At 59.0% G+C, this 24,520-nt stretch carries 27 protein-coding genes; 24 read left to right on the forward strand and 3 right to left on the reverse strand.

Translation table 11 applies throughout. From position 1 onward, the window contains the following. The first annotated feature begins 2 nt into the window (after nucleotides 1–2). From fliH to flhB, 15 genes are all read left to right on the forward strand, one after another. Nucleotides 3–803 (forward strand): flagellar assembly protein FliH, encoded by an 801-nt coding sequence (gene fliH / locus J2W17_RS01440; protein WP_307328066.1) that lies wholly within the window; start codon nucleotides 3–5, stop codon nucleotides 801–803. After that, on the forward strand, nucleotides 793–2,151 hold the full coding sequence (fliI, locus tag J2W17_RS01445) for a flagellar protein export ATPase FliI (RefSeq protein ID WP_307328069.1): 1,359 nt from the start codon (nucleotides 793–795) through the stop codon (nucleotides 2,149–2,151). The genes fliH and fliI overlap by 11 nt, the downstream gene beginning before the upstream one ends. Nucleotides 2,152–2,157: 6 nt before the next feature. Further along, nucleotides 2,158–2,607 carry a flagellar export protein FliJ gene (gene fliJ / locus J2W17_RS01450; RefSeq protein WP_307328072.1) on the forward strand — a complete coding sequence of 150 codons (450 nt, stop codon included), beginning with the start codon at nucleotides 2,158–2,160 and terminating at the stop codon, nucleotides 2,605–2,607. Nucleotides 2,608–2,820: 213 nt separating this feature from the next. Continuing rightward, nucleotides 2,821–3,120 carry an STAS domain-containing protein gene (locus tag J2W17_RS01455; protein ID WP_307328075.1) on the forward strand — a complete coding sequence of 100 codons (300 nt, stop codon included), beginning with the start codon at nucleotides 2,821–2,823 and terminating at the stop codon, nucleotides 3,118–3,120. Between the two features lie 5 nt (nucleotides 3,121–3,125). Next, entirely contained in the window at nucleotides 3,126–4,832 is a 1,707-nt protein-coding gene (locus J2W17_RS01460) for an ATP-binding SpoIIE family protein phosphatase (RefSeq protein WP_307328078.1), read from the forward strand. A 30-nt stretch (nucleotides 4,833–4,862) separates the two neighbouring features. Beyond that, a complete protein-coding gene (locus J2W17_RS01465; RefSeq protein ID WP_307328079.1) occupies nucleotides 4,863–5,231 on the forward strand; it encodes an Hpt domain-containing protein in 369 nt (122 codons plus the stop codon). Nucleotides 5,232–5,314: 83 nt separating this feature from the next. Then, nucleotides 5,315–6,631 carry a flagellar hook-length control protein FliK gene (locus J2W17_RS01470; protein ID WP_307328082.1) on the forward strand — a complete coding sequence of 439 codons (1,317 nt, stop codon included), beginning with the start codon at nucleotides 5,315–5,317 and terminating at the stop codon, nucleotides 6,629–6,631. Between the two features lie 181 nt (nucleotides 6,632–6,812). After that, nucleotides 6,813–7,313, forward strand: coding sequence for a flagellar basal body-associated protein FliL (gene fliL, locus J2W17_RS01475; RefSeq protein WP_307328084.1), 501 nt, complete (start codon nucleotides 6,813–6,815; stop codon nucleotides 7,311–7,313). 9 nt (nucleotides 7,314–7,322) lie between these two features. After that, entirely contained in the window at nucleotides 7,323–8,291 is a 969-nt protein-coding gene (gene fliM, locus J2W17_RS01480; protein ID WP_307328086.1) for a flagellar motor switch protein FliM, read from the forward strand. Nucleotides 8,292–8,360: 69 nt separating this feature from the next. After that, entirely contained in the window at nucleotides 8,361–8,816 is a 456-nt protein-coding gene (gene fliN / locus J2W17_RS01485; protein ID WP_307328089.1) for a flagellar motor switch protein FliN, read from the forward strand. Then, the gene (gene fliO, locus J2W17_RS01490; protein WP_307328092.1) at nucleotides 8,817–9,272 is read left to right on the forward strand and encodes a flagellar biosynthetic protein FliO; all 456 of its coding nucleotides are present in this window, start codon (nucleotides 8,817–8,819) and stop codon (nucleotides 9,270–9,272) included. After that, nucleotides 9,272–10,030: a flagellar type III secretion system pore protein FliP gene (gene fliP, locus J2W17_RS01495; protein WP_307328096.1), complete on the forward strand. Its 759-nt coding sequence runs from the start codon at nucleotides 9,272–9,274 to the stop codon at nucleotides 10,028–10,030. The genes fliO and fliP overlap by 1 nt, the downstream gene beginning before the upstream one ends. Beyond that, the gene (gene fliQ / locus J2W17_RS01500; RefSeq protein ID WP_307328099.1) at nucleotides 10,027–10,296 is read left to right on the forward strand and encodes a flagellar biosynthesis protein FliQ; all 270 of its coding nucleotides are present in this window, start codon (nucleotides 10,027–10,029) and stop codon (nucleotides 10,294–10,296) included. The genes fliP and fliQ overlap by 4 nt, the downstream gene beginning before the upstream one ends. A gap of 3 nt (nucleotides 10,297–10,299) precedes the next feature. Further along, nucleotides 10,300–11,082 carry a flagellar biosynthetic protein FliR gene (gene fliR, locus J2W17_RS01505; RefSeq protein ID WP_307328101.1) on the forward strand — a complete coding sequence of 261 codons (783 nt, stop codon included), beginning with the start codon at nucleotides 10,300–10,302 and terminating at the stop codon, nucleotides 11,080–11,082. 3 nt (nucleotides 11,083–11,085) lie between these two features. Further along, nucleotides 11,086–12,225, forward strand: a complete 1,140-nt coding sequence (gene flhB / locus J2W17_RS01510) for a flagellar biosynthesis protein FlhB (protein ID WP_307328104.1) — start codon at nucleotides 11,086–11,088, stop codon at nucleotides 12,223–12,225. A 152-nt stretch (nucleotides 12,226–12,377) separates the two neighbouring features. On the opposite strand, the gene J2W17_RS01515 is transcribed toward flhB, so the two are convergent. Then, nucleotides 12,378–12,740: a DUF6124 family protein gene (locus J2W17_RS01515; protein ID WP_307328108.1), complete on the reverse strand. Its 363-nt coding sequence runs from the start codon at nucleotides 12,738–12,740 to the stop codon at nucleotides 12,378–12,380. Nucleotides 12,741–13,240: 500 nt separating this feature from the next. On the opposite strand from J2W17_RS01515, the gene J2W17_RS01520 reads away from it, so the two are divergent. Further along, nucleotides 13,241–13,381 carry a hypothetical protein gene (locus J2W17_RS01520; protein ID WP_307328111.1) on the forward strand — a complete coding sequence of 47 codons (141 nt, stop codon included), beginning with the start codon at nucleotides 13,241–13,243 and terminating at the stop codon, nucleotides 13,379–13,381. Nucleotides 13,382–13,480: 99 nt separating this feature from the next. Beyond that, a complete protein-coding gene (locus J2W17_RS01525) occupies nucleotides 13,481–13,903 on the forward strand; it encodes a hypothetical protein (RefSeq protein WP_307328114.1) in 423 nt (140 codons plus the stop codon). Nucleotides 13,904–14,054: 151 nt separating this feature from the next. On the opposite strand, the gene J2W17_RS01530 is transcribed toward J2W17_RS01525, so the two are convergent. Continuing rightward, a complete protein-coding gene (locus J2W17_RS01530) occupies nucleotides 14,055–15,158 on the reverse strand; it encodes an RHS repeat-associated core domain-containing protein (protein WP_307328117.1) in 1,104 nt (367 codons plus the stop codon). Nucleotides 15,159–16,020: 862 nt separating this feature from the next. Between J2W17_RS01530 and J2W17_RS01535 the strand changes: the two genes are divergently transcribed. Beyond that, entirely contained in the window at nucleotides 16,021–16,917 is an 897-nt protein-coding gene (locus J2W17_RS01535) for an RHS repeat-associated core domain-containing protein (RefSeq protein ID WP_307328120.1), read from the forward strand. Nucleotides 16,918–17,331: 414 nt separating this feature from the next. On the opposite strand, the gene J2W17_RS01540 is transcribed toward J2W17_RS01535, so the two are convergent. Next, on the reverse strand, nucleotides 17,332–17,607 hold the full coding sequence (locus tag J2W17_RS01540; protein ID WP_307328123.1) for a hypothetical protein: 276 nt from the start codon (nucleotides 17,605–17,607) through the stop codon (nucleotides 17,332–17,334). 398 nt (nucleotides 17,608–18,005) lie between these two features. Between J2W17_RS01540 and flhA the strand changes: the two genes are divergently transcribed. The 6 genes from flhA (at nucleotide 18,006) to J2W17_RS01570 (ending at nucleotide 24,509) form a co-directional block, all read left to right on the forward strand. Continuing rightward, entirely contained in the window at nucleotides 18,006–20,135 is a 2,130-nt protein-coding gene (gene flhA / locus J2W17_RS01545; protein WP_307328126.1) for a flagellar biosynthesis protein FlhA, read from the forward strand. An 11-nt stretch (nucleotides 20,136–20,146) separates the two neighbouring features. Further along, entirely contained in the window at nucleotides 20,147–21,475 is a 1,329-nt protein-coding gene (gene flhF, locus J2W17_RS01550; protein ID WP_307328129.1) for a flagellar biosynthesis protein FlhF, read from the forward strand. Nucleotides 21,476–21,591: 116 nt separating this feature from the next. Further along, nucleotides 21,592–22,422, forward strand: a complete 831-nt coding sequence (gene fleN / locus J2W17_RS01555; RefSeq protein ID WP_007975361.1) for a flagellar synthesis regulator FleN — start codon at nucleotides 21,592–21,594, stop codon at nucleotides 22,420–22,422. Further along, entirely contained in the window at nucleotides 22,419–23,159 is a 741-nt protein-coding gene (gene fliA / locus J2W17_RS01560) for an RNA polymerase sigma factor FliA (RefSeq protein ID WP_307328135.1), read from the forward strand. The genes fleN and fliA overlap by 4 nt, the downstream gene beginning before the upstream one ends. A gap of 167 nt (nucleotides 23,160–23,326) precedes the next feature. Then, nucleotides 23,327–23,698, forward strand: coding sequence for a chemotaxis response regulator CheY (locus J2W17_RS01565; RefSeq protein WP_024012118.1), 372 nt, complete (start codon nucleotides 23,327–23,329; stop codon nucleotides 23,696–23,698). A 22-nt stretch (nucleotides 23,699–23,720) separates the two neighbouring features. After that, the gene (locus tag J2W17_RS01570) at nucleotides 23,721–24,509 is read left to right on the forward strand and encodes a protein phosphatase CheZ (RefSeq protein ID WP_307328139.1); all 789 of its coding nucleotides are present in this window, start codon (nucleotides 23,721–23,723) and stop codon (nucleotides 24,507–24,509) included. Nucleotides 24,510–24,520: the final 11 nt, after the last annotated feature.

Genomic DNA, 24,520 nt, shown 5'->3' on the forward strand with positions numbered 1-24,520 from the left:
CTATGTCGACCGAACATGATGAGTCCCCGTCCGACCTGATCCGTGCCAAGGATGTCAGGGGTGTCGATATCTGGTCGTTGCCCAGTTTCGATCCCTACGTGCCCGAGCCCGAGCCGGAGCCTGAACCCGAGCCGCCGCCCATGCAGGAAGTGCCGCTGGAGGACGTCCAGCCGCTGACCCTCGAAGAGCTCGAAAGCATTCGCCAGGAAGCTTATAACGAAGGTTTTGCCACCGGCGAGCGGGAGGGCTTCCACAGCACCACGCTCAAGGTCCGCCAGGAAGCCGAAGTGGCGCTGACGGCGAAGCTTGCCGCGCTGGAAAAGCTGATGGGCCACCTGCTGGAACCCATTGCCGAGCAGGACACCCAGATCGAGAAGTCCCTGGTTGACCTCGTGCAACACATCACCCGGCAAGTGATCCAGCGCGAACTGGCGATCGACTCGACCCAACTCGAACACGTCATGCGCGATGCCCTCAAGCTGTTGCCATTGGGCGTGGGCAACGTGCGGCTGTACATCAATCCGCAGGATTTCGAACAGGTAAAAGCCCTGCGCGAGCGCCATGAAGAAACCTGGCGCATCGTCGAGGACGAGGCATTGCTGCCGGGTGGTTGCCGGGTCGAGACCGAGCATAGTCGCATTGACGCCACGGTTGAAACCCGGATTGCGCGGGTCATGGACAAGCTGTTCGATCAACTGCATGAACAGGCATTGCACCCGGCTGCGCCGGACCTGAGCCTGGAGTTGCCTGTGGGCAGTGCCGCGGCCGTTGCCCCCACGCCGGACCTGCCCGATGCGCCTTGACCGCACCAGCTTCGCCAAGCGCCTGAGCAGTTACGCCGAGGCTGCCACGCTGGCCGGCGCGCCGATCCTCGAAGGCCGCCTGCTGCGCATGGTCGGCCTGACCCTCGAAGCCGAAGGTTTGCGCGCCGCCATGGGCAGCCGCTGCATGGTGATCAACGACGACAGTTACCACCCGGTGCAGGTCGAAGCCGAAGTCATGGGCTTCTCGGGCAGCAAAGTCTTTCTGATGCCGGTTGGCAGCGTCGCCGGGATCGCGCCCGGTGCGCGCGTGGTGCCGCTGGCGGATACCGGTCGCCTGCCGATGGGCATGAGCATGCTCGGGCGGGTGCTCGACGGTGCCGGTCGGGCGCTGGACGGCAAGGGCGGGATGAAGGCCGAAGACTGGGTGCCGATGGACGGCCCGACCATCAACCCGCTCAAGCGTGAACCGATCAGCGAGCCGCTGGACGTGGGCATTCGTTGCATCAACGGCTTGTTGACGGTCGGTCGCGGCCAGCGCCTCGGTTTGTTCGCCGGTACCGGCGTGGGCAAGAGTGTGCTGTTGGGCATGATGACCCGCTTCACCGAGGCCGACATCATCGTGGTCGGGCTGATCGGTGAACGGGGCCGTGAGGTCAAGGAATTCATCGAGCACATCCTCGGTGAAGAAGGCCTCAAGCGTTCGGTGGTGGTGGCCTCGCCGGCGGACGATGCGCCGCTGATGCGTCTGCGCGCGGCCATGTATTGCACGCGCATCGCCGAGTATTTTCGCGACAAGGGCAAGAATGTGCTGTTGCTCATGGACTCCCTGACCCGATTCGCCCAGGCCCAGAGGGAAATCGCCCTGGCCATCGGCGAACCGCCCGCGACCAAGGGCTATCCGCCGTCGGTGTTCGCCAAGTTGCCGAAGCTGGTAGAGCGCGCCGGCAATGCCGAGAAGGGTGGCGGTTCGATCACGGCGTTCTACACCGTGTTGTCCGAGGGTGATGACCAGCAGGACCCGATTGCCGACTCGGCGCGAGGCGTGCTCGACGGGCACATCGTCCTGTCCCGGCGCCTGGCCGAGGAAGGTCACTACCCGGCGATCGATATCGAAGCGTCCATCAGCCGGGTCATGCCGTCGGTGGTGTCAAAGGAACACATGGCCCGCGCCCAGTATTTCAAGCAATTGTGGTCGCGTTATCAACAGAGCCGCGACCTGATCAGCGTCGGCGCCTACGTCGCAGGCGGTGACCGGGAAACCGACCTGGCGATTGCCCTGCAGCCGCAGTTGGTCAAGTACCAGCGCCAGGGCCTGAACGACAGTATCAGCCTGGGTGAAAGCGAAGCCTACCTGGGTTCGATCTTCGCCCCCGCGGCCGGCGGCTAACCGGCCATGGCCCAGAGCCGCGCAGCCCGCCTGGCACCGGTGGTGGACATGGCCGAAAAGGTCGAGAAAGCCGCGGTCCAGCGCCTGGGACATTTCCAGGGGCAGGTGCGCCTGGCCGAAAGCAAGCTCGCCGACCTTGAGGCCTTTCGGCTCGACTATCAGGAGCAATGGATCGTGCGTGGCAGCAACGGCGTTTCCGGGCAATGGTTGCTGGGGTATCAAGGCTTCCTCGCGCAATTGGGCACGGCCATCGACCAGCAGCGACAAAGCCTCGCCTGGCATCAGAACAATCTGAACAAGGCGCGGGAAACCTGGCAGCAGGCGTATGCCCGGGTCGAAGGGTTGCGCAAACTGGTGCAGCGCTACAGGGATGAGGCGCGACGGCTGGAAGACAAGCGCGAGCAGAAGCTGCTGGATGAATTGTCGCAGCGGTTGCCGCGCCAGGATCCGTATTGAATCGGTAAGACCGCGTTATCGTTCATCGGGGGCAAGCCACGCTCCCACAGGTTCTGTGTCTTATTCAAATGCTGTGAACGACACAAAACCTGTGGGAGCGTGGCTTGCCCGCGAAGGCGTACTCCGCCCCGCCACAAATGTCGGCCTTGCCCCCACCCCCGGCAGATGCTAAACCTTCTAAACGTACGTTCCCCAAAGACAAGGAAGCCGTTCATGTCAGTTTTATCAGAAGTATCCCCGGATGGACAAAAGCTGACGATATCGATCAAGGGACGATTCGATTTCGCCAAGCATCAGGAATTCCGAGAATCCTACGAGGATAAGAAGCTCTCCGCCGTCGTCGTCGACTTGAAAGAAGCCACCTACCTCGACAGTTCGGCACTGGGCATGTTGCTCTTGCTGCGCGATCACGCCGGTGGCGACAATTCCGACATTCGCGTGGTCAACAGCAGTTCCGACGTGAAGAAGATCCTCGCCATCTCCAATTTCGACAAACTGTTCGACATCAGTTGAACGGCATGCAGTCGCCGCTCGAATCACTGACGATCCTCATCGCCGAAGACAGCGCGGCCGATCGCATGCTGCTGTCGAGCATCGTTCGGCGCCAGGGCCATGAAGTGCTGACGGCCGCCAACGGTGCCGAGGCGGTCGAAGCATTCCGTCAGCAACGCCCGCAACTGGTGTTGATGGACGCGATGATGCCGGTGATGGACGGCTTCGAGGCGGCGCAGCAGATCAAGGCGCTGGCCGGGGAAACCCTGGTGCCGATCATCTTTCTGACCTCGCTCACCGAAAGCGAGGCTCTGGCGCGTTGCCTGGAAGCCGGGGGTGACGACTTTCTGGCAAAACCCTACAACCAGGTGATCCTGGCCGCCAAAATCAAGGCGATGGACCGCCTGCGCCGGTTGCAGGCCACCGTGTTGCAGCAGCGTGACCAGATCGCCAGGCATCACCATTACCTGCTCAACGAGCAGCGGGTGGCCAAGGCCGTATTCGACAAGGTGGCCCATTCCGGTTGCCTGAGTGCGCCGAATATCCGCTACCTGCAATCGCCCTACGCATTGTTCAACGGTGACTTGCTGCTGGCCGCGTACACCCCGGCCGGCGACATGCATGTATTGCTCGGGGATTTCACCGGCCACGGATTGCCGGCGGCGGTCGGGGCCATGCCCCTGGCTGAAGTCTTCTATGGCATGACGGCCAAGGGTTACGGGCTGTCTGAAATCTTGCGCGAGATGAATGCCAAGCTTAAACGCATACTGCCGGTGGACATGTTCTGCTGTGCCACGCTGCTGTGCCTGAGTTTTCAGGGGCGTTCGGTGGAGGTGTGGAACGGCGGGATGCCGGACGGTTACCTGCACAGCATCGCCAGCGGTGAGCGCACGCCACTGAAGGCGCGGCACTTGCCGCTCGGCGTGCTGAGCCCGCAAACCTTTGACGATCGCACCGACGTGTTGCCGATGGCGGTCGGCGATCGGGTGTTTCTGTTATCCGACGGTGTGATCGATACCTGCGATGCCAACGAACAACTGTTTGGTGTCGAGCGACTGCAGCAAGTGTTTGCCGCCAGTCACCAGCCTGATGCGTTGTTCGCGGAAATCGAGCAGGCGCTGCGCGATTTTCGCGGTGAAGCCCGTGACGACGTCAGCATGGTCGAGGTCAGCTTGCTGGAGGCGGCGCAGGTGAGCCCGCCGGCGTTGGTGTATTCCGACAGTGGCCAGTCCAGTCCGCTGGACTGGTCGGTGAGCTTCGAGTTTCGCGCTGCCACGCTCAAGCGCTTCAATCCGCTGCCCTATCTGTTGCAGTTGTTGCTCGAGGTCCATGGGCTGCGGGCGCAAAGCGGGGCGCTCTACACGGTGCTGGCTGAACTGTACTCCAACGCCCTGGAGCATGGGGTACTGGGCCTGGACTCCGGCCTCAAACGGGATGCAACGGGGTTTACCCGCTATTATCAACAGCGCAATACGCGCCTGGATGAGCTGCGCGATGGCTTCGTCCGGGTGCATTTGCAGGTGGCACCGAAGGGCGAGGGCGGTTGCCTGACGATTCGCGTCGAAGACAGTGGCAAGGGCTTTGATGTCGAACGGGTGATGCAGCGGCCCGCGGATGGTGTCCGTTTATCGGGACGTGGCGTCGGTCTGATCCGTCAATTGAGCCGTAATGCCAGTTGGTCAGACGATGGTCGAAGTGCCCGCGTGGAATTTTTCTGGGAGGCTCAGGCATAATCCACGCATTCTTGATCAAGGAGTGAGCAAGTGGCTGACACACATCTGGACCGCGACGTGCTGAGCGCGTTGCAAGAGGTCATGGAGGATGAGTATCCGGTATTGCTGGATACCTTTCTCGCTGACGCTGAAGAACGCCTGGTTCTATTGCACAAAACCGGTGATGCCCAGCAGTTGATGAATGCTGCCCATAGTTTCAAGGGCAGCAGCAGCAACATGGGGGCCGTGCGCCTGGCCGAGCTGTGCCATGAGCTGGAGCAGCGTGCCAAGCATAAAAACCTGTCGGGCGTGGAAAAACTGGTCGGTGAGATCGACGGTGAATTCGCCATAGTCCGGCGGCTGTATGAAGCCGAACGTCAGCGAGCTTTACCGACCAAGGCGAGCGTCCAACGCTTTTAGCGCGTGCAGTTTAAACCTGGCGCGACCTTTGCTTTCATCTCCGTCACCTGTACTAACAATCCCAGTGCGGCGGAGACTGTTCCATGCCCGTAACCCCCCCTGTTCTTGTCCAGGCCGCCGCCCATTCCAAGGCCAAAGCGGCTTGCGCCAATCCACCGGCGCAGGTCGCCGAGCCCGGGGCCAAGGCATCCGGCTTCGCTGATGTCTACGCCAATCAGGCGCGCAATACCCGTTATGCGGTGAATGACGGACCCGCCAGGCCAATGCGCGAGAAGGTAGCGCAGGGGCCGGACAAAACGGACGTCAGTCACGACAAGGCTGCCGCCCCGAAACCGGCCGTTGCCGATAGCGGCAAATCCTTGCCCGCCGATAAGCCGGCGACCGACGACAAGGTCGCCAGCGAGGAGGCGAATGGCGCTGACACCCCGGTCACCGAGGCGGCGGTCGACCCGACGCTCGATCCTGCAGACCCGGCACTCGGTGCGCAAACGTCGCCAGGGGTAGACGCCGTGCCACCCCAGGGCGAACAGCCGATGGTCGTGGCAATGATCGCGGTCGTCGTCACCGCGGACACCGGATTCGACCCCCAAGCCGACCCGCTCGACGCCCTGCCAGCCGTGCGCATGGCCATGGAGCAGAGCGGGCACGTTTGCGCCTCCAGCCAGGCTCAGCCGCCAGCGTTGCCGACCTCGGCCGAGGCAGAGGCCGACGGCGAGCCGGCTGCGGCGCAAAATCTGGTCGCCGGCAAGGCGAGTCTGCTTGACGTGCAGGCCGAAAAGGACAGCACCGAGGGCGGGGACAAGGCCTTCAGCGGTCTGCTCGATGACGGTTTGAAAGACTTGAGCGCCGCCAGTAGCGATACCCGTGTCGACGATTTCGCCAGCCGTCTGGCGGCGCTGACCCAGGCGGCCACGCCGAAAACCGCTAACGCGCAGCCGGTGAACCAGCCGATCGCCATGCATCAAAGTGGCTGGAGCGAAGAAGTGGTGAACCGGGTCATGTACCTGTCCAGCGCCAACCTCAAGGCGGCCGACATCCAGTTGCAGCCGGCCGAACTCGGGCGCCTGGACATTCGCGTGAGCATGGTCCCTGATCAACAGACCCAGGTCACCTTCATGAGCGCGCATCCGGTTGTGCGCGAAGCGCTGGACGGACAGATGCATCGCTTGCGCGAGATGTTTGCGCAGCAGGGGATGGGGCAGGTTGATGTCAATGTGTCCGACCAGTCCCGTGGGTCGCAGCAAGGACAGGACCAGGCACAGCAAAGTCACGGCGGGAGGACCAGCGCCAGCGGTGGTCGCCTCGATTCCATGGATGACGAGCGTGCGCCAGCAGGCGCCGAAGCATCCTCCAGCACTACCCGCGTGATCGGCTCCAGCGCAGTCGACTACTACGCCTGACCAAGCCCCCCTCCCTGTAGGAGCGAGCTTGCTCGCGATGGACTTCAACGATAACGCGTTCTTCCAGGATTCACGCGTTGTCCTGGCGTTTTTCGCGAGCGAGCTCGCTCCTACATTGGCATAACACTTGCTCTTGCCTAGCCTGCAACCGTGAAACCCCGATTAGTGACGGATTATTGGCATGGCGAAGAGCGAAGACGCAGTGAAAGACCCCGCGACCAAAGGCAAGCTCAAGCTGATCATTGCGATAGCGGGCGCGTTGCTGCTGGCGATCGGCTTGTCTGGCGGGGCTACCTGGTACTTCATGCACAGCCCCCAGAGCAAGCCAGCCGACGCGCTCGACACCGTGGTCGTCGGCAAACAGCCGTCGGTTTTCGTGCCCCTGCTTCCCGCCTTCATTGCCAACTACAACCAGAACGGCCGCCAGCGCTACATGCAGGTGAGCATCACCTTGCAGGGGCGCGATCAAGCCGGCCTGGACGCGCTCAAGGTGCACATGCCGGTGATCCGCAATAACCTGGTCATGCTGTTTTCCGCACAGGACTTCGCCACCCTGGCATCCCCGGTCGGCCAGGAAATGTTGCGGCAGAAGGCCACGGCCAGCGTCCAGGAAGTGGCACAGAAAGAACTCGGCAAAGTGGTCATCGAACAATTGCTTTTCACTAATTTCGTACTGCAGTAGGAACACGACATGGCCGTGCAGGACCTGCTGTCCCAGGATGAGATCGACGCACTGTTGCACGGTGTCGACGATGGGCTGGTACAGACCGATACGGCTGCCGAGCCCGGCACCGTCAAAAGCTATGACCTGACCAGCCAGGATCGCATCGTCCGTGGACGCATGCCGACCCTGGAGATGATCAACGAACGATTCGCCCGCTACACCCGCATCAGCATGTTCAACCTGCTGCGCCGTTCGGCGGACGTGGCCGTCGGCGGCGTGCAGGTGATGAAGTTCGGCGAATACGTGCACTCGCTGTACGTGCCGACCAGCCTCAACCTGGTCAAGATCAAACCGTTGCGCGGCACCGCGCTGTTCATCCTCGACGCCAAGCTGGTGTTCAAGCTGGTGGACAATTTCTTCGGCGGCGACGGTCGCCACGCCAAGATCGAAGGACGCGAGTTCACCCCGACCGAACTGCGCGTGGTGCGCATGGTGCTCGAGCAGGCCTTCGTCGATCTGAAGGAAGCGTGGCAGGCGATCATGGAAGTGAGCTTCGAGTACATCAACTCGGAAGTGAACCCGGCCATGGCCAACATCGTCGGCCCGAGCGAGGCTGTTGTGGTGTCGACCTTCCACATCGAACTCGATGGCGGTGGCGGCGACCTGCACGTGACCATGCCCTATTCGATGATCGAGCCGGTGCGCGAAATGCTCGACGCCGGTTTCCAGTCGGACCTCGACGATCAGGACGAGCGCTGGGTCAACGCCCTGCGCCAGGACGTGCTGGATGTCGACGTGCCGATCGGCGCCACGGTTGCCCGTCGCCAGTTGCGCCTGCGGGACATCCTGAACATGCAGCCGGGGGACATTATCCCGGTCGACATGCCGGAAGAAATGATCATGCGCGCCAATGGCGTGCCTGCGTTCAAAGTCAAGATGGGCTCGCACAAAGGCAACCTCGCGTTGCAAGTGATCGAGCCGATCGAGCGCCGTTGACCGGCGCGCTGCACATTCGCTTTTAACTGACGGCGCCCCGTTGAACGGGGTGCCCGCCGAGGACACATGATGGCTAACGATATACACACCCAGGACGACCAGGCGCTGGCTGATGAATGGGCGGCCGCTCTCGAGGAAGCCGGTGACGGGCAGGCCGACATCGACGCCTTGCTGGCCGCCGATGCTGCCAGCTCTTCGTCCAACCGTCTGGCGATGGAAGAGTTCGGCGGCGTGCCGAAGAACAACAATCCGGTCACCCTCGACGGTCCGAACCTGGAGGTGATCCTCGACATTCCGGTGTCGATTTCCATGGAAGTCGGCAGCACCGAGATCAATATCCGCAACCTGCTGCAACTCAACCAGGGTTCGGTGATCGAGCTCGACCGCCTGGCCGGTGAGCCGCTGGACGTCCTGGTCAACGGCACACTCATCGCCCACGGCGAAGTGGTGGTGGTCAACGAGAAGTTCGGCATCCGCCTGACCGACGTGATCAGCCCAAGCGAACGCATCAAGAAGCTGCGCTGAGTGAAAAAGGTCCTGCGTGGGTTATCAGGGTTGGCGCTGGCCTTGCCGTTCAACGTGCTGGCGGCCGAACCGGTGGCGACTGTCGCCACGGCGGCGGCACCGGCGGTCAGCAGCGGAGTGGCCGGGCAATTGACCCAGCTGGTGTTCGGCCTGCTGCTGGTGCTGGGGTTGATTTTCTTCCTCGCCTGGCTGCTGCGCCGGGTGCAGCAGGCCGGGCCGGCCGGCAAGGGGCAGGTGATCGAGCTGATCGGCTCGCGCGCGCTCGGCCCGCGCGACCGGCTGATGCTGGTGCAGGTCGGCAACGAGCAGATTCTGCTCGGCCTCAGTCCTGGCAGCATCACCGCCTTGCATGTGCTCAAGGAGCCGGTTCAGGTGCCGACCACCGAGAAGGCCACTCCCGAATTTGCCCTGCGCCTGATGGAGCTGATGGGCAAGGATCACAAGGATAAGAAGTGATGGCTGCGTTACGCATCGTCTTTACGCTGGCCTTGATGCTGGGTGCGCCGCTGGCGTACGCCGCCGACCCGTTGTCGATCCCGGCGATCACCCTGGGCACCAATGCCGAAGGCGCCCAGGAATACTCGGTCAGCCTGCAGATCCTGCTGATCATGACCGCGCTGAGTTTCATCCCGGCGTTCGTCATGCTGATGACCAGTTTCACCCGGATCATCATCGTCTTCTCGATCCTGCGCCAGGCCCTGGGCCTGCAGCAGACGCCGTCGAACCAGATCCTCACGGGCATGGCGCTGTTCCTCACCCTGTTCATCATGGCGCCGGTGTTCGACCGGGTGAATCAGGATGCCTTGCAACCCTATCTGGCGGAAAAACTCACGGCCCAGGATGCTGTGGCCAAGGCCCAGGTGCCGATCAAGGACTTCATGCTGGCGCAAACCCGCAGCAGCGACCTGGAGCTGTTCATGCGTCTGTCCAAGCGCACCGACATCGCTTCGCCGGACCAGGCGCCGCTGACCATCCTGGTACCGGCCTTTGTCACTTCTGAGCTGAAAACCGCGTTCCAGATCGGCTTCATGATCTTCATTCCGTTCCTGATCATCGACCTGGTCGTGGCCAGTGTGCTGATGGCCATGGGCATGATGATGCTGTCGCCGCTGATCATTTCCCTGCCCTTCAAGATCATGCTGTTCGTGCTGGTGGATGGCTGGGCGTTGATCATCGGTACCCTGGCCAGCAGCTTCGGCGGTGTGTCGCCATGACCCCGGAAGTGGCGGTCGATATCTTCCGCGAAGCGCTGTGGCTGACCACCATGATGGTTGCCGTGCTGGTGATCCCGAGCCTGCTGGTGGGCCTGGTGGTGGCGATGTTCCAGGCGGCGACCCAGATCAACGAACAGACCCTGAGCTTCCTGCCGCGCTTGCTGGTAATGCTGGTAACGCTGATCGTGGCCGGCCCGTGGCTGGTGCAGACTTTCATGGAATACATCCTGCAGTTGTACGGCAGTATTCCCCAGGTCATCGGCTAAGCCATGTCGCTGTTGCAGCTGACCGATACCCAGATCAGCACCTGGGTCGCGACCTTCATGTTGCCGCTGTTCCGCGTGGCGGCACTATTGATGGTAATGCCGATCGTGGGCACGCCCCTGGTGCCCATCCGCGTGCGCCTGTACTTCGCGCTGGCCATCACCGTGGTGATCGTTCCGGGCCTGCCGCCGATGCCGCCGGTCAACGCGCTGGACTTGAGCGGGTTGCTGCTGATTGCCGAGCAGATCCTCATCGGCGCGGTGTTGGGATTCGCCTTGCAGCTGTTCTTCCAGGCGTTCGTGATCGCCGGGCAGATCGTCTCAATCCAGATGGGCATGGGCTTCGCCTCGATGGTCGACCCCACTAACGGCGTCTCGGTGGCGGTGATTGGCCAGTTTTTCACCATGCTGGTGACGTTGCTGTTCCTGTCCATGAACGGCCATCTGGTGGTGTTCGAAATCCTCACTGAAAGCTTCACCACGTTGCCGGTCGGCAGCGGGTTGATGGTCACTCATTTCTGGGACCTGGCCGGCAAGCTCGGCTGGGTCCTGGGCGCGGCGCTGTTGCTGGTGCTGCCGGCGATCACTGCGTTGCTGGTGGTCAACATCGCGTTCGGCGTGATGACCCGGGCGGCGCCGCAGTTGAACATCTTCTCCATCGGTTTCCCGCTGACCCTGGTGCTCGGTCTGTTCATCGTCTGGGTCGGGCTCGCGGACATCATCAACCAGTATCAACCGCTGGCCTCCGAGGCCTTGCAGTGGTTACGTGAACTGGCACGGGCGCGCTGAGTCATGGCAGAGAGCGAAAGCGGTCAGGACAAAACAGAAGATCCCACGGAGAAAAAGAAAAAGGACGCCCGGGAGAAGGGCGAGATTGCCCGCTCCAAGGAACTCAATACCCTGGCGATCATGCTCGCAGGTGCTGGTGCGCTGCTGATCTTCGGCGGGGCACTGGCCCAGGAACTGATGGATTTGATGCGGATGAACTTCTCCTTGTCGCGGGAAGTGATCCTGGACCAGCGTTCCATGGGCAGCTACCTGCTGCACTCGGGGCTGATTGCATTGCTGGCGATCCAGCCGGTGATGATTACCTTGCTGCTGGCGGCGCTGATCGGCCCGATTTCCCTGGGCGGCTGGTTGTTCTCCCCCGGCACCATGGCGCCCAAGTTCAGCCGCATGAACCCCGGCGCAGGCCTCAAGCGCATGTTCTCGTCCAAGGCCGTGGTGGAACTGCTCAAGGCCCTGGCCAAGTTTTTCATCATCCTGTTCGTGGCGCTGGCGGTGTTGTCCTCGGACATCGACGATCTGCTGCGCATCGCCCATGAACCGCTGGACATGGCGATCATCCACAGCCTGCAAGTGGTCGGCTGGAGCACCTTGTGGATGGCCTGCGGCCTGATCATCATCGCCGCGGTGGACGTGCCGGTGCAGCTGTGGGAAAGCGCCAACAAACTGAAGATGACCAAGCAGGAAATTCGCGACGAGCACAAGGAACAGGAAGGGCGGCCGGAGGTCAAGCAGCGGATTCGCCAGCTGCAGCGCGATATGTCCCAGCGGCGGATGATGGCCGCCATACCGGATGCCGATGTCGTCATCACCAACCCGACCCACTACGCCGTGGCGCTCAAGTACGACCCGGAGAAGGGTGGGGCGCCGATGCTGGTGGCCAAGGGCAGTGATTTCCTTGCGCTGAAGATGCGCGAAATTGCGGTGGCCCATGAGGTGATGTTGCTCGAATCCCCGGCGCTGGCGCGGTCGATCTACTACTCCACCGAACTGGAGCAGGAGATCCCGGGCGGGCTCTACCTGGCCGTCGCCCAGGTACTGGCCTACGTCTACCAGATCCGCCAGCACCGCGCGGGCAAGGGCAAACGCCCGGATCCGCTCAAGGATGATCTCCCGATTCCCCCGGATCTGCGCCGCGATTCCTGACCAGTCCCAAGCCAGTCAGCCGACACACAAAAACCTGTGGGAGCGGGCTTGCTCGCGAAGAGGCCGTTCCAGTCAATAGAGATGTTGACTGACACACCGCTTTCGCGAGCAAGCCCGCTCCCACATGAATTGTGCATTACTTGAGTCCTTGACTAGCCCTGCGGATCGACATTATCCAGCGCGCGATTCACCGCCAATTCGCCCAGCATGATCATCTGCGCAATCGCCATCATCGTATTGCGCTGAGAACCTCTCAGGCATCCGGCAAAGTCATCAGCCACAACCCTGGCCGACGCCAACGACTCGCAGGCATGGGCCAACAGGCTTTCGGTATCGATGCCGGGCGCAATGACGAACATCGTGCTGGGCTTTCGCGCTGTGGCGTTTATGCGAGCGGACAGGTTGATGTACTCATCGAGCGCGCGGTCGGCGGCTTCGTGGAGTTTTTGCGGGTCGATTGGGGTGTCTGTGGAAACGTCTTCGGTTTCCGGTGGGTTGGGCGTTACTTTGAACATGGTGAAACTCCTAATTGTAATCAAGGAGCCTTCACCCTCGCTACCAAACGTAGGGTGGCGGCCATACGCGGGTTGGTAGACCGGCAATTAGGACCCGGCGCCCCCGAAGAGGCCCTGCGCATGGCCACCATAAGCCGAGGTCTGATGAGACCTGCAAGCGATGGCGCTATGCGACTAATTGTCGGGCTACCAAACCCGATCGCTGTTTTTCAGCGACCGCGAAACGATAAAGCCCGGCCCTCAGGCGCACAAGCCGGCGGATTCTGGCGCAGTCGTAGGCTAAGGCGCAAGAATGTGTAGGCTCTGTAAGTGTCTGGAGATGTGGATTAAACATGAGTGTTTAAAATCAAAAGCGCAGTCTTCGGCGGCTTCTACACGCCATCACTACCCCGTGTATCTGCCCAAGGTGCGATCGTTTGATCTTGACGCGGAAAACTTTCGAAGTACTTGGAATACCGCGCAGCGGATGTCGGCCATCGGTGCAGGGGGGATTTGGCGGGATGATCACCGCGACCCTGGCGATGAGGTTTGCTCCGGTGTTATGTCGCAGTGTTGAAGTGGATTCAGACGGTCTACAGGCGCACAATTTCGAGCAGGATGCTGCTCTTTCGATCATAAAAAATACTTCCGACCTGTCATGAATGACAGTATACAGAAGTGTTTTCTCTAACTAGATTGGCCTTAAGCGATCCGACCAATATTTTTCATCCTGGCGGGTCTTTTCATAAAAGGATCAATCAATGCCCATTGAAAAACACCAGCAATCGTCTAGTAATACCAATAGCACAGGGGCTTTGTCCTGCAATACGGAGCTTCATCAATGGAGAAAATTCAATGCCGATATAACTGAATTTTACGTCAGTCCATTTGGCTCGGGGTCCGTGCGAAGCTATCAAACTTCGTGGCCGGAAACTATTCTTCACTTTACGCTCCCAAAGAATTTTTCTACCAAAAAATACATCATTGGCGAAGATGGCGTCGCGATAAATTTCTATTGGGAGGGCATCTACTATATTGGCAAAAGCGGTGAGATAGATGTGACTTACGACCCAGCTAAAGAACATCTGACAGGCACTTTTAATTTTCGCTCAGCTCGCCAAGACACAGGACAAACCTTTGATTTCACCAGCGGAGAGTTCGATATTGTCGGGGCGGAAAAGTAAAACTGATTAACTTTTGAAGTCCTGACAAAAAAGAGAAAAAGGGACACCCATTAGCCTTGTCTCGAGACCGGCTAATGGGTGTCCCCTTTTTGCTCTTTTTGCTGGTCCCTTTTTGCTGCTTTTTGCTGCTTTTTGCTGAGAGAGTTTTATTCTACTTTCTAATAAAGTCTGCCTCTATGTCTGGTCGAAAGTAATGCGGTAGCGCTAGTCCGGACTGTCTATAAATCTCACGTTGCTGGTGAATGTTTATATGAAGCTTGGTCGGGAATGCGTCTCTAATAAATATATTTTTAGGTGTTTCGCCGCTGGCAATTTGTTGTGAGAGATTGTTTGCTACTTTAGAAGTGACGCCATTTAATTTTCCTTCAATGCCTGCGCCGATAACATGAAAATCAAAGGTGTTTCTAGTTTTATTTTCCATGTGAATGTTCAGGTTGTTGAAGCCGGTTTCGTCTTCCCACAGTTTGAGTCCGCTTTTTTGGAGGTTGTTAGCTGTATCAGTGAGTTGTATGTCTTTTCCTGGAACTTTTCCTAACAACGTATTTGTCGCGTTGTAAGCTCTATCTTTTAGTAGGGATGTTGCTGTTAGTTTTTTGTTTGTGAATTCTGCAGGGTTGATTTGGTTCAGTTTTAACGGATTTGCTGTTGCGGAGTTTTTTAAGTGTAACCTGACCCTGGTTTTATTTAGCCATCTTGAAAATATGCGACTCACAAGTTCCGAAGATCTACCATTTGAGTCGCTCCTGTTCATAGGGTCGCCTAAACAATAAACATATGAATTTAGCCCGCCTTTGCCGAATGGACTCAAGCTGTCTGGGCTATTGAATCGCATCAAAGTCGGATTAAACGCCCGATACCCATTCCCCAGTAAATAACATCCAGTTATCGGGTCCGGCCTTTCACCGTTAAAGCCAAGCAAGCTAAGAAGTCCGTTTGCAGCCAGGTGGTAGCCATAGGGCGAATAGACGATGGGGTGCTGTGGATGATCCGCCTGGAGCGTCTGCAGCACCGAACGCTGCTGATCGGTGGCCAACAGCGTGGTATCGGGTGCGTTACCCTCACTTCGTTTTTGCGCCAACAGCTGGTCGCCATGCTGGACAATCGAATAGCGCATCGCCCCCTGTATCTCGGTGGCGAGCCTGCTCTTGCAGTAAAAACGCTGGCGCTCGGGGATATTTGCCAGGGCGTGACTGATCAGTCGATCGAGGGGATCGTAATGGTATTGGCAAAGCACGGTTTCGCGCGGCGATGTCATGGTTGGGTTGCTCCGAAGGTCCGAAGTGCGGGAGTTCAGTATTGGCGGTTTGGCAAGGGTTGGGTACTAGCAGAACTGATAGGTACGCTGGACTCGTTCGATTTTGCTGATCTGTAGCGCTCTTTCCGAGATGTTTGCTGGCAGTGCCGGCCTCTTCGCGGGCAAGCCCGCTCCCACAGGGGGCTGCGTTGAATCACAATTTTGTGTTCACTGCCAAACCTTGTGGGCGCGGCGGTGCGGCGATCCGACTTGCCCGCGAAGAAGCCGGCACTGACGCTGAAAAATCCCCGGATAAACCGCTCTGTTTCAACCTTCGGCAAAGTTGGAAGGCTTCTTGCAGTACCCCCTCTGAACACAAGAGGGGACACCCATTAGCCGGTCTCGAGTCAAGGCTAATGGGTGTCCCCTTTTTGGTTGCCTTTTTGGTTCTTTTTGGTTGTGAGGTTCAAGACGGTATCTTGTATCTCGACTATCGCTCCTGATGGAGCGATAGTCGAGATACAAGGAGCTGCCGAAGGCTGCGATCTTTTGATCTTGAAACGGCCAGCCGGGTGTCATCATCTTTTCTGCCTTATGTAAACCTAGCAGTTCTGTTAGTAGGCGGATTCGTCAACTGAGTAGACAATCAAGCCTCCAACTCTTGAAAGCCAGGAGCACACAATGTCTTCCACGCGGCTAACGTTGCTGTGCCATTATAGCTACGACGCCCTTAACCGATTGATCAGCGATTCACTGGCGGACAAACCAGTGCTTAGGCGTTTCTACTGCGAAAGCCGTATATCCAATGAGCTTCAGGGCGCGGCGCACTATCCTTCAGTGCGGCGAGCTGCTATTGGCACAACGGCGCCGTGAGGACGATGTATTGAATACCACGCTGGTGATGACGGACCCGCAACGTTCAGTACTGCACACGCTTAACGCAAATCATCAGCGACACCCCATCGCCTACTCGCCCTATGGCCATCGCGCAATTGAAAACGGCTTTCTCAGCCTCCTCGGATTCACCGGCGAACGGCCGGATCCGGTGACCGGGCATTATTTGCTTGGGAACGGGTATCGAGCGTTTAATCCGACACTAATGCGATTCAATAGTCCGGACAAACTAAGTCCGTTCGGCCGGGGCGGGTTGAATTGTTACGCATACTGCTTGGGGGATCCGGTAAACTCGGCGGATCCAAATGGACACTCACCCTTAAAGTTTCTAACAATTAAACCAACTCTAGGAAAACTAGTATTCGCCCCTGGAAATTTTAAGAATGTAGATGAGTGGTTTGATACTGTCTATGCGAATGTTCCAAAAAAAATGCGACTTGAATTTGAGAATCCTACAAAAAATGCTGGTGCATCTGTAAAAAGACGCAATTCGATGTCTGCCATGCCTTCAGAGAAACACAAAGAGTTTGACTTTAACGAACTTATTGGGTATCACGGAAGTCCACAAGAAAATACAGCCAGCTTGCTTTCCGGAATTAATCCAGAAAAACTTCGCAACGGTTGGTATGGGAAAGGTTTCTACTCGACCCCTACCTATGAACGTACTATTCATTATGGTGAAAAGAGATTTGGTGTTTATGCAGGAAACCAAAAAGCTTTAAAAGAGGGTCGAGATTACACATTTCATAGATCGCCAGATGCCGGTCGTCATGGAGACTATGTCGAGCTTGTAATAAGAGCTCCCGCCTATGAGTCAGTTAGGATACGAGAAATCCAAGGCAGAGGAGAAGTGATGTCGCCAAGGTCCCATGAGGCACCGTTTTAAATTAAAGCTTTTTGGATAAGATCTGCTCAAAAGATTAACAGGGAAACCGTCAGGCACGACCATCAAGTGCACAAGCTGGTGAATATTGGCGTTGTTGTAGGCTGTGGCGCAAGTATGTGTAGATTTTTTAAGTGTCTGGCTATGTCTGTTAAACATTTATGTTTGAAGTCAAAGAGTCGCAGCCTTCGGCAGCTTCAGGCTATACGCTTTACCGGTGTAGGGGCTGCCGAAGGTTGCGATTCTCTAATTTTATCGACTGTTTTTAAAGTAGGTCCGCAGAAATCCACTGGTCTCTGATTATTTTTGCTTTGGTCGGATGAACTCCCATTAATTCACGCCGGTGAATCCGAGGAGGCTGAGAAAGCCGTTTTCAATTGCGCGATGGCCATAGGGCGAATAGGCGATGGGCTGCGGTTAATGATTGGCCTTGAGCGCCTGCAACACCGAACGCTGCTGATCGGTGGCCAGCAGCGTGGTATCAAGCGCATTCCCCTCTCTTCGTTGTTGCGCCAGCAGCTGGTCACCATGCTGGACGATCGAATAACGCATCGCCCCCTGTATCTCCGTGACCAGCCTGCTCTTGCAGTAAAAGCGCTGGCGCTCGGGGGTTTCTGGCAGGGCGTGACTGGTCAATCGATCAAGGGAATCGTAGCGGTATTGGCAGAGTATGGTCTCGCGCGACGATGTCATGGGGGGGCTCCGAATGTCCAAAGTGCGGGAGTTCAGTATTGGCGGTTTGGCTAGGGTTGGGTACTAGCAGAACTGATAGGTACGCTGGACTCGTTCGAATTTGCTGATCTGTAGCGCTCTTTCCGAGATGTTTGCTGGCAGTGCCGGCCTCTTCGCGGGCAAGCCCGCTCCCACAGGGGGCTGCGTTGAATCACAATTTTGAGTTCACTGCCAAACCTTGTGGGCGCGGCGGTGCGGCGATCCGACTTGCCCGCGAAGAAGCCGGCACTGACGCTGAAAAATCCCCGGATAAACCCCTCTGTTTCAACCCTCGGCAAAAGTTGGAAGGCTTCTTGCAGTACCCCCTCTGCGCCTGCACCTGGCGTCAAAAGTTTGCTTCAAAGGCACGGGGAAAACCGGTGGATCGCTCTCAGTTATTCAACACTGCTCGCACGAACGTTGCCGACTTGAGTCGCGGCAATCTGGGTGTGCCGTTGTTGTTGCTGGTCATGCTGGCGATGATGATGTTGCCGATGCCGCCGTTCCTGCTGGACGTGTTTTTTACGTTCAACATCGCCTTGTCCATTGTGGTCCTGCTGGTGTGTGTCTACGCCTTGCGCCCGCTGGATTTCGCGGTATTCCCGACCATCCTGCTGGTGGCGACGCTGCTGCGGCTGGCGTTGAACGTGGCCTCGACGCGGGTGGTGATGCTCCACGGCCAGGACGGTCATGCCGCTGCCGGCAAGGTGATCCAGGCCTTTGGCGAGGTGGTGATCGGCGGTAACTACGTGGTCGGTATCGTGGTGTTCGCGATTCTGATGATCATCAACTTCGTGGTGGTGACCAAGGGTGCCGGGCGGATTTCCGAGGTGAGCGCGCGTTTCACCCTCGATGCCATGCCCGGCAAACAGATGGCGATCGACGCCGACCTGAACGCCGGTTTGATCGACCAGAACCAGGCCAAGGCCCGACGCTCCGAAGTGGCCCAGGAAGCCGAGTTCTATGGTTCCATGGACGGTGCCAGCAAGTTCGTGCGCGGTGACGCCATCGCCGGCCTGTTGATTCTGTTCATCAACCTGATCGGCGGCATGGCGGTCGGGATCTTCCAGCACGGCATGACCTTCGGCGATGCCGGCAAGGTGTACGCGCTATTGACCATCGGTGACGGTTTGGTGGCGCAATTGCCATCACTGTTGTTATCGACAGCCGCCGCGATCATGGTGACCCGTGCTTCCGGTTCCGAAGACATGGGCAAGCAGATCAACCGCCAGATGTTCGCCTCGCCCAAGGCACTGGCGGTTTCGGCCGGTTTGATGGCGGTGATGGGCCTGGTGCCGGGCATGCCGCACTTTTCCTTTCTCAGCATGGCGGCCCTGGCAGCCGGCGGCGCGTACCTGTTCTGGAAGAAGCAGAACAACGTCAAGGTCCAGGCCCTGCAAGAGGTCCAGCGTCAACAGGAGCTGCTGCCGTCGCCGGCCCGCGCCCAGGAAACCAAGGAGCTGGGCTGGGACGACGTCACCCCGATCGACATGATCGGCCTGGAAGTCGGCTACCGCCTGATTCCGCTGGTGGATCGCAACCAGGGTGGTCAGTTGCTGGCGCGGATCAAGGGCGTGCGCAAGAAGCTGTCCCAGGACCTGGGCTTCCTGATGCCGACCGTGCATATCCGTGACAACCTCGACCTGGCACCGAGCGCCTATCGCCTGACCCTGATGGGGGTGATCCTGGCCGAAGCGGAGATTTACCCGGACCGGGAACTGGCGATCAACCCGGGGCAGGTCTACGGTACGTTGAACGGCATAAACGCCAAAGATCCGGCTTTCGGTCTGGAAGCGGTTTGGATCGAAGTCAGCCAGCGGGCCCAGGCGCAATCCCTCGGTTATACCGTGGTCGATGCCAGTACCGTGGTGGCTACTCATTTAAATCAGATTCTGTACAAGCACTCCAGTGAGCTGATCGGACACGAAGAAGTGCAGCAACTCATGCAATTGCTGGCCAAGAGCTCGCCAAAGCTGGCTGAAGAACTGGTGCCGGGCGTGGTCTCGCTGTCGCAACTGCTCAAGGTGTTGCAGGCCTTGCTGGCCGAACAGGTACCGGTGCGGGACATTCGCAGCATTGCCGAGGCCATCGCGAACAACGCGGCCAAGAGTCAAGATACCGCCGCGCTGGTGGCGGCCGTCCGCGTCGGCGTATCCCGCGCAATCGTCCAAAGCATTGTAGGCACTGACTCCGAGCTGCCAGTGATCACGCTGGAGCCAAGGTTGGAACAGATATTGCTCAATAGTCTGCAGAAGGCGGGACAAGGCTCGGAAGAGGGCGTTCTGCTGGAGCCAAGCATGGCTGAAAAGCTGCAGCGCTCGTTGATCGAGGCGGCGCAGCGCCAGGAAATGCAAGGTCAACCGGTGATTCTGCTGGTAGCCGGTCCGATTCGCGCGATGTTGTCGCGATTTGGCCGGCTCGCAGTCCCGGGCTTGCATGTGTTGGCGTACCAGGAAATCCCTGACAACAAGCAAGTGACCATCGTTGCGACAGTAGGGCCCAACGGCTGAGGTAAGGGTTCATGCAAGTTAAGCGTTTTTTCGCCGCCGATATGCGTCAGGCCATGAAGCTGGTTCGTGATGAGCTGGGCGCTGACGCCGCCATCATTGGCAACCGCCGGATCGCCGGTGGTGTCGAGCTGACCGCCGCCCTGGATTACAAGCTGTCGGCGCTGGCGCCGCGTGTGCCGAACATGGAGCTCGAAGACGAACTGCGCAAGACCCAGTCGCGGATCGTCACCGCCCAGGCCGAACTGAGCCTGCGTAGCGAAGGCGAGAGCGACAAGGCCACCAATCGTCAGTTGTTCGCCGGCCTGCCGCTGACCGCCGCCGAGCCGCTGGTCGAGCCGACTTACACCGAACCTGCGCGCCCTGCGCCAGCGCCTGCCGCGTTCTCCGGTGGCGTCGACCCGCGCGCCTTCGACTCGATGCGTTTCGAGCTCAACAGCCTGCGCGAATTGATGGAAGTGCAACTCGGCTCCCTGGCCTGGAATCAGCTGCAAGGCAGCCGCCCGGCCCAGGCCAACCTCTGGCGGCGCATGCAACGCATCGGCCTGTCCGGTCCGTTGTCCCGGGATTTGCTTGCAATGATTCCCGACATCGAAGAGCCCCGTCAGGCCTGGCGCATGTTGCTGGCGCATTTGGCGCGGATGATCAATACACCGGACATCGAACCCCTGGAAGAGGGCGGTGTGATTGCCATGGTCGGCCCTGCCGGCATGGGCAAGACCACCACCCTGGCCAAACTCGCGGCCCGGTACGTGCTCAAGTACGGCGCGCAGAATATCGCGCTGGTGAGCATGGACAGCTACCGGATCGGTGCCCAGGAACAGCTCAAGACCCTCGGCCGCATCCTCAATGTGCCGGTGACGCACGTCGACCCGGGGCAATCGCTGGTGCAGGCGCTCGATCCCTTGCTGCGCAAGCGCGTGGTGCTGATCGATACCGCCGGCCTGCAGGCCAGCGACCCGGCCCTGCGCATGCAGCTCGAAAGCCTGGCGGTGCGTGGCATCAAGTCAAAGAATTATCTGGTATTGGCCACCACCAGCCAGAAACAGGTGCTGACGGCCGCTTATCACAGTTACAAGCGCTGCGGGCTCGCTGGCTGCATCCTGACTAAACTGGATGAAACGGCGAGTCTGGGCGAGGTGTTGAGCCTGGCCATCAGCCATGATTTACCCGTGGCTTACCTGACCGATGGCCCGCGGATTCCGGATGATTTGCATCTGCCGCGTCGTCATCATCTGGTCAGCCGTGCAGTAAGCGTGCAAATGCAGGAAGAACCCAGCGAAGAAGCCATGGCTGATATGTTCGCTGATATTTATCACAGCCCGACCAAACAGGTCGGCTGAGGTAGCAATGAATAGTTTTTGTACCTACATCGATGGCCTGCCATGCATTGTTCCGTATGTGAACGCGCAGCCAGTAATGTGGCCTCCGTCTATGCAAGACAAGGTAAAGAAATAACATGGGCAGCATGCATCCCGTACAGGTGATCGCGGTGACCGGCGGCAAAGGTGGCGTCGGGAAAACTAACGTGTCAGTGAACTTGTCCCTGGCTCTCGCCGAGCTCGGCCGGCGCGTCATGTTGCTGGACGCCGACCTGGGGCTGGCGAACGTCGACGTCCTGCTGGGACTGACACCCAAACGTACCCTGGCCGACGTGATCGAAGGCCGCTGCGAGTTGCGCGACGTTCTGTTGCAAGGCCCGGGCGGCATTCGTATCGTGCCGGCCGCGTCCGGCACGCAGAGCATGGTGCATCTGAGCCCGGCGCAACATGCCGGCCTGATCCAGGCCTTCAGCGATATCGGCGATAACCTCGACGTCCTGGTGATCGACACCGCGGCGGGCATTGGTGAGTCGGTCGTCAGTTTCGTTCGCGCCGCCCAGGAAGTGTTGCTGGTGGTCTGTGACGAACCGACGTCGATCACCGACGCCTACGCCCTGATCAAATTGCTCAATCGCGATTACGGCATGAACCGTTTCCGCGTCCTGGCCAACATGGCCCAGAGCCCGCAGGAAGGTCGCAACCTGTTCGCCAAGTTGACCAAGGTCACCGATCGCTTCCTCGACGTCGCCTTGCAATACGTCGGCGCCGTGCCGTATGACGAAAGCGTGCGCAAGGCCGTGCAGAAACAGCGCGCGGTCTATGAGGCCTTCCCGCGTTCCAAGTGCTCCCTGGCCTTCAAGGCCATTGCACAGAAGGTCGATACCTGGCCGCTGCCGGCCAATCCCCGCGGGCACCTGGAGTTTTTCGTCGAACGCCTCGTGCAACAAACCGCAGGACCGGTGCTATGACAGCCGGTGGCTACAACTTTTACAAGCAGTCGGCACGTGACGCGCAGTACGAGCTGATCGAGCGTTACGCGCCACTGGTCAAACGCATTGCTTACCACTTGCTGGCGCGTCTGCCAGCCAGTGTCCAGGTCGAAGACCTGATCCAGGCCGGGATGATCGGTCTGCTGGAAGTGTCGACCAAATATGACGCCGGCAAAGGCGCCAGCTTCGAGACATACGCGGGCATTCGAATCCGCGGCGCGATGCTCGATGAGGTGCGCAAGGGGGACTGGGCGCCACGTTCGGTCCACCGCAATACCCGCATGGTCAGCGACGCGATTCGCTCGATTGAAGCAAAAACCGGTCGCGACGCTAAAGATCACGAAGTTGCGGCCGAACTCCAGTTGAGTCTCGACGATTATTACGGGATTTTGAACGACACCCTGGGCAGCCGGCTGTTCAGTTTCGACGATCTGTTGCAGGACGGCGAACACGAAGGGCTGCACGAGGATGGCGCGAGTGCGCATCCGGAACCGTCGCGGGATCTGGAAGATGAACGCTTCCAGGCGGCGCTGGCGGACGCGATCGCCAACCTGCCCGAGCGTGAGCGACTGGTGTTGGCGCTGTACTACGACGAAGAGCTGAATCTCAAGGAAATCGGCGAGGTTCTGGGGGTCAGCGAATCCCGGGTCAGCCAGTTGCACAGCCAGTGCGCGGCCCGTTTGCGGGCGCGCTTGGGGGAGTGGCGAGCGCGCTGAAGGCAGTGTGGGGACACTGCGAACGTGACTGGCGGGGTGGTGAACTGCGCCGGTCTCGATCTGTTGTGCTCCAGACAGTCATCGAGTGTATCGCCGGATTGATTGAAATGGCGCGTCCAGGTGTTGGGCGCGTTTAAGACTGCTTGGAGGTCGACTTGGACAAGAACATGAAAATCCTCATCGTTGATGACTTCTCAACGATGCGGCGGATCATAAAAAACCTGTTGCGTGACCTTGGGTTCACCAACACGGTCGAGGCGGATGATGGCACTACCGCCATTCCGGTGCTCAACAGCGGCAGCATCGACTTTCTGGTCACCGACTGGAACATGCCAGGCATGACCGGCATCGATCTGCTGCGCCACGTGCGCGCCGATGAAAAGCTCAAGCACCTGCCGGTGCTGATGGTGACCGCAGAAGCCAAGCGCGAGCAGATCATCGAAGCGGCCCAGGCCGGGGTAAACGGCTATGTGGTCAAACCCTTCACGGCCCAGGCGCTGAAAGACAAAATCGAAAAGATTTTCGAACGCATTGGTTGAGCAACGGCGCCACGGGGAAGCTATGGAGCATAAAGAATCTTCACAGGGCGATTTCGAGTCGACCCTGAAAAAACACGCGGTCGAACTGGTTCAAAGCCTTGAAAAAGGCAAGTTCGGCGACGCGGTACAACTGATCCATGAGCTCAACCAGACCCGTGACCGCGGCCTGTATCGGGAAGTAGGCAAGCTCACCCGCGAGTTGCATAGCGCGATCGTCAATTTCCAGATTGACCCGCACATGCCGCAAGCCGAGGAAGTCTCCCAGATCACGGACGCCACGGAGCGCCTGGGCTATGTGGTCCGGCTGACCGAAGCCGCGGCCAACCGCACCATGGACCTGGTGGAGAACGCCACGCCGTTGGTCAACAGCCTGAGCAATGAGGCCCAGGCGCTGAGTACGGACTGGGGACGCTTCATGCGTCGCGAAGTCGGGGCTGAAGAGTTCCGCGAACTGGCCCGGCGGGTCGATGGTTTCCTGACACGCAGCAGCGTCGACAACCGCATCGTGTCGAGCAATCTCAACGATATCCTGCTCGCCCAGGACTATCAGGACCTCACCGGGCAAGTGATCAAGCGTGTGACCCAATTGGTCACCGAAGTTGAAAGCAACCTGCTCAAGCTCGTGCTGATGGCCAGTCAGGTGGACCGCTTTGCGGGCATCGAACATGACCGTGAAGCGATGCGGGCGGAAAAAGATCCGCAAAAACAGCTCTCGCAGGGTGAAGGTCCGCAGATTCATGCCGATAAAAGAGAAGACGTTGTGTCCGGTCAGGACGATGTGGACGATTTGCTTTCCAGCCTTGGATTTTAAGACCTGTTAGG

The sequence above is a fragment of the Pseudomonas lini genome, from assembly GCF_030812475.1.
Lineage (GTDB): Bacteria > Pseudomonadota > Gammaproteobacteria > Pseudomonadales > Pseudomonadaceae > Aquipseudomonas > Aquipseudomonas lini_A.

Excerpts from the sequence above, each read along its gene's own strand:
- fliH (WP_307328066.1), top strand. The coding sequence starts at position 3 with ATGTCGACCGAACATGATGAGTCCCCGTCCGACCTGATCCGTGCCAAG.
- fliI (WP_307328069.1), top strand. The coding sequence starts at position 793 with ATGCGCCTTGACCGCACCAGCTTCGCCAAGCGCCTGAGCAGTTACGCC.
- fliJ (WP_307328072.1), top strand. The coding sequence starts at position 2,158 with ATGGCCCAGAGCCGCGCAGCCCGCCTGGCACCGGTGGTGGACATGGCC.
- J2W17_RS01455 (WP_307328075.1), top strand. The coding sequence starts at position 2,821 with ATGTCAGTTTTATCAGAAGTATCCCCGGATGGACAAAAGCTGACGATA.
- J2W17_RS01460 (WP_307328078.1), top strand. The coding sequence starts at position 3,126 with ATGCAGTCGCCGCTCGAATCACTGACGATCCTCATCGCCGAAGACAGC.
- J2W17_RS01470 (WP_307328082.1), top strand. The coding sequence starts at position 5,315 with ATGCCCGTAACCCCCCCTGTTCTTGTCCAGGCCGCCGCCCATTCCAAG.
- fliL (WP_307328084.1), top strand. The coding sequence starts at position 6,813 with ATGGCGAAGAGCGAAGACGCAGTGAAAGACCCCGCGACCAAAGGCAAG.
- fliM (WP_307328086.1), top strand. The coding sequence starts at position 7,323 with ATGGCCGTGCAGGACCTGCTGTCCCAGGATGAGATCGACGCACTGTTG.
- fliN (WP_307328089.1), top strand. The coding sequence starts at position 8,361 with ATGGCTAACGATATACACACCCAGGACGACCAGGCGCTGGCTGATGAA.
- fliP (WP_307328096.1), top strand. The coding sequence starts at position 9,272 with ATGGCTGCGTTACGCATCGTCTTTACGCTGGCCTTGATGCTGGGTGCG.
- fliQ (WP_307328099.1), top strand. The coding sequence starts at position 10,027 with ATGACCCCGGAAGTGGCGGTCGATATCTTCCGCGAAGCGCTGTGGCTG.
- fliR (WP_307328101.1), top strand. The coding sequence starts at position 10,300 with ATGTCGCTGTTGCAGCTGACCGATACCCAGATCAGCACCTGGGTCGCG.
- flhB (WP_307328104.1), top strand. The coding sequence starts at position 11,086 with ATGGCAGAGAGCGAAAGCGGTCAGGACAAAACAGAAGATCCCACGGAG.
- J2W17_RS01515 (WP_307328108.1), bottom strand. The coding sequence starts at position 12,740 with ATGTTCAAAGTAACGCCCAACCCACCGGAAACCGAAGACGTTTCCACA.
- J2W17_RS01520 (WP_307328111.1), top strand. The coding sequence starts at position 13,241 with ATGATCACCGCGACCCTGGCGATGAGGTTTGCTCCGGTGTTATGTCGC.
- J2W17_RS01525 (WP_307328114.1), top strand. The coding sequence starts at position 13,481 with ATGCCCATTGAAAAACACCAGCAATCGTCTAGTAATACCAATAGCACA.
- J2W17_RS01530 (WP_307328117.1), bottom strand. The coding sequence starts at position 15,158 with ATGACATCGCCGCGCGAAACCGTGCTTTGCCAATACCATTACGATCCC.
- J2W17_RS01540 (WP_307328123.1), bottom strand. The coding sequence starts at position 17,607 with ATGACATCGTCGCGCGAGACCATACTCTGCCAATACCGCTACGATTCC.
- flhF (WP_307328129.1), top strand. The coding sequence starts at position 20,147 with ATGCAAGTTAAGCGTTTTTTCGCCGCCGATATGCGTCAGGCCATGAAG.
- fleN (WP_007975361.1), top strand. The coding sequence starts at position 21,592 with ATGGGCAGCATGCATCCCGTACAGGTGATCGCGGTGACCGGCGGCAAA.
- fliA (WP_307328135.1), top strand. The coding sequence starts at position 22,419 with ATGACAGCCGGTGGCTACAACTTTTACAAGCAGTCGGCACGTGACGCG.
- J2W17_RS01565 (WP_024012118.1), top strand. The coding sequence starts at position 23,327 with ATGAAAATCCTCATCGTTGATGACTTCTCAACGATGCGGCGGATCATA.
- J2W17_RS01570 (WP_307328139.1), top strand. The coding sequence starts at position 23,721 with ATGGAGCATAAAGAATCTTCACAGGGCGATTTCGAGTCGACCCTGAAA.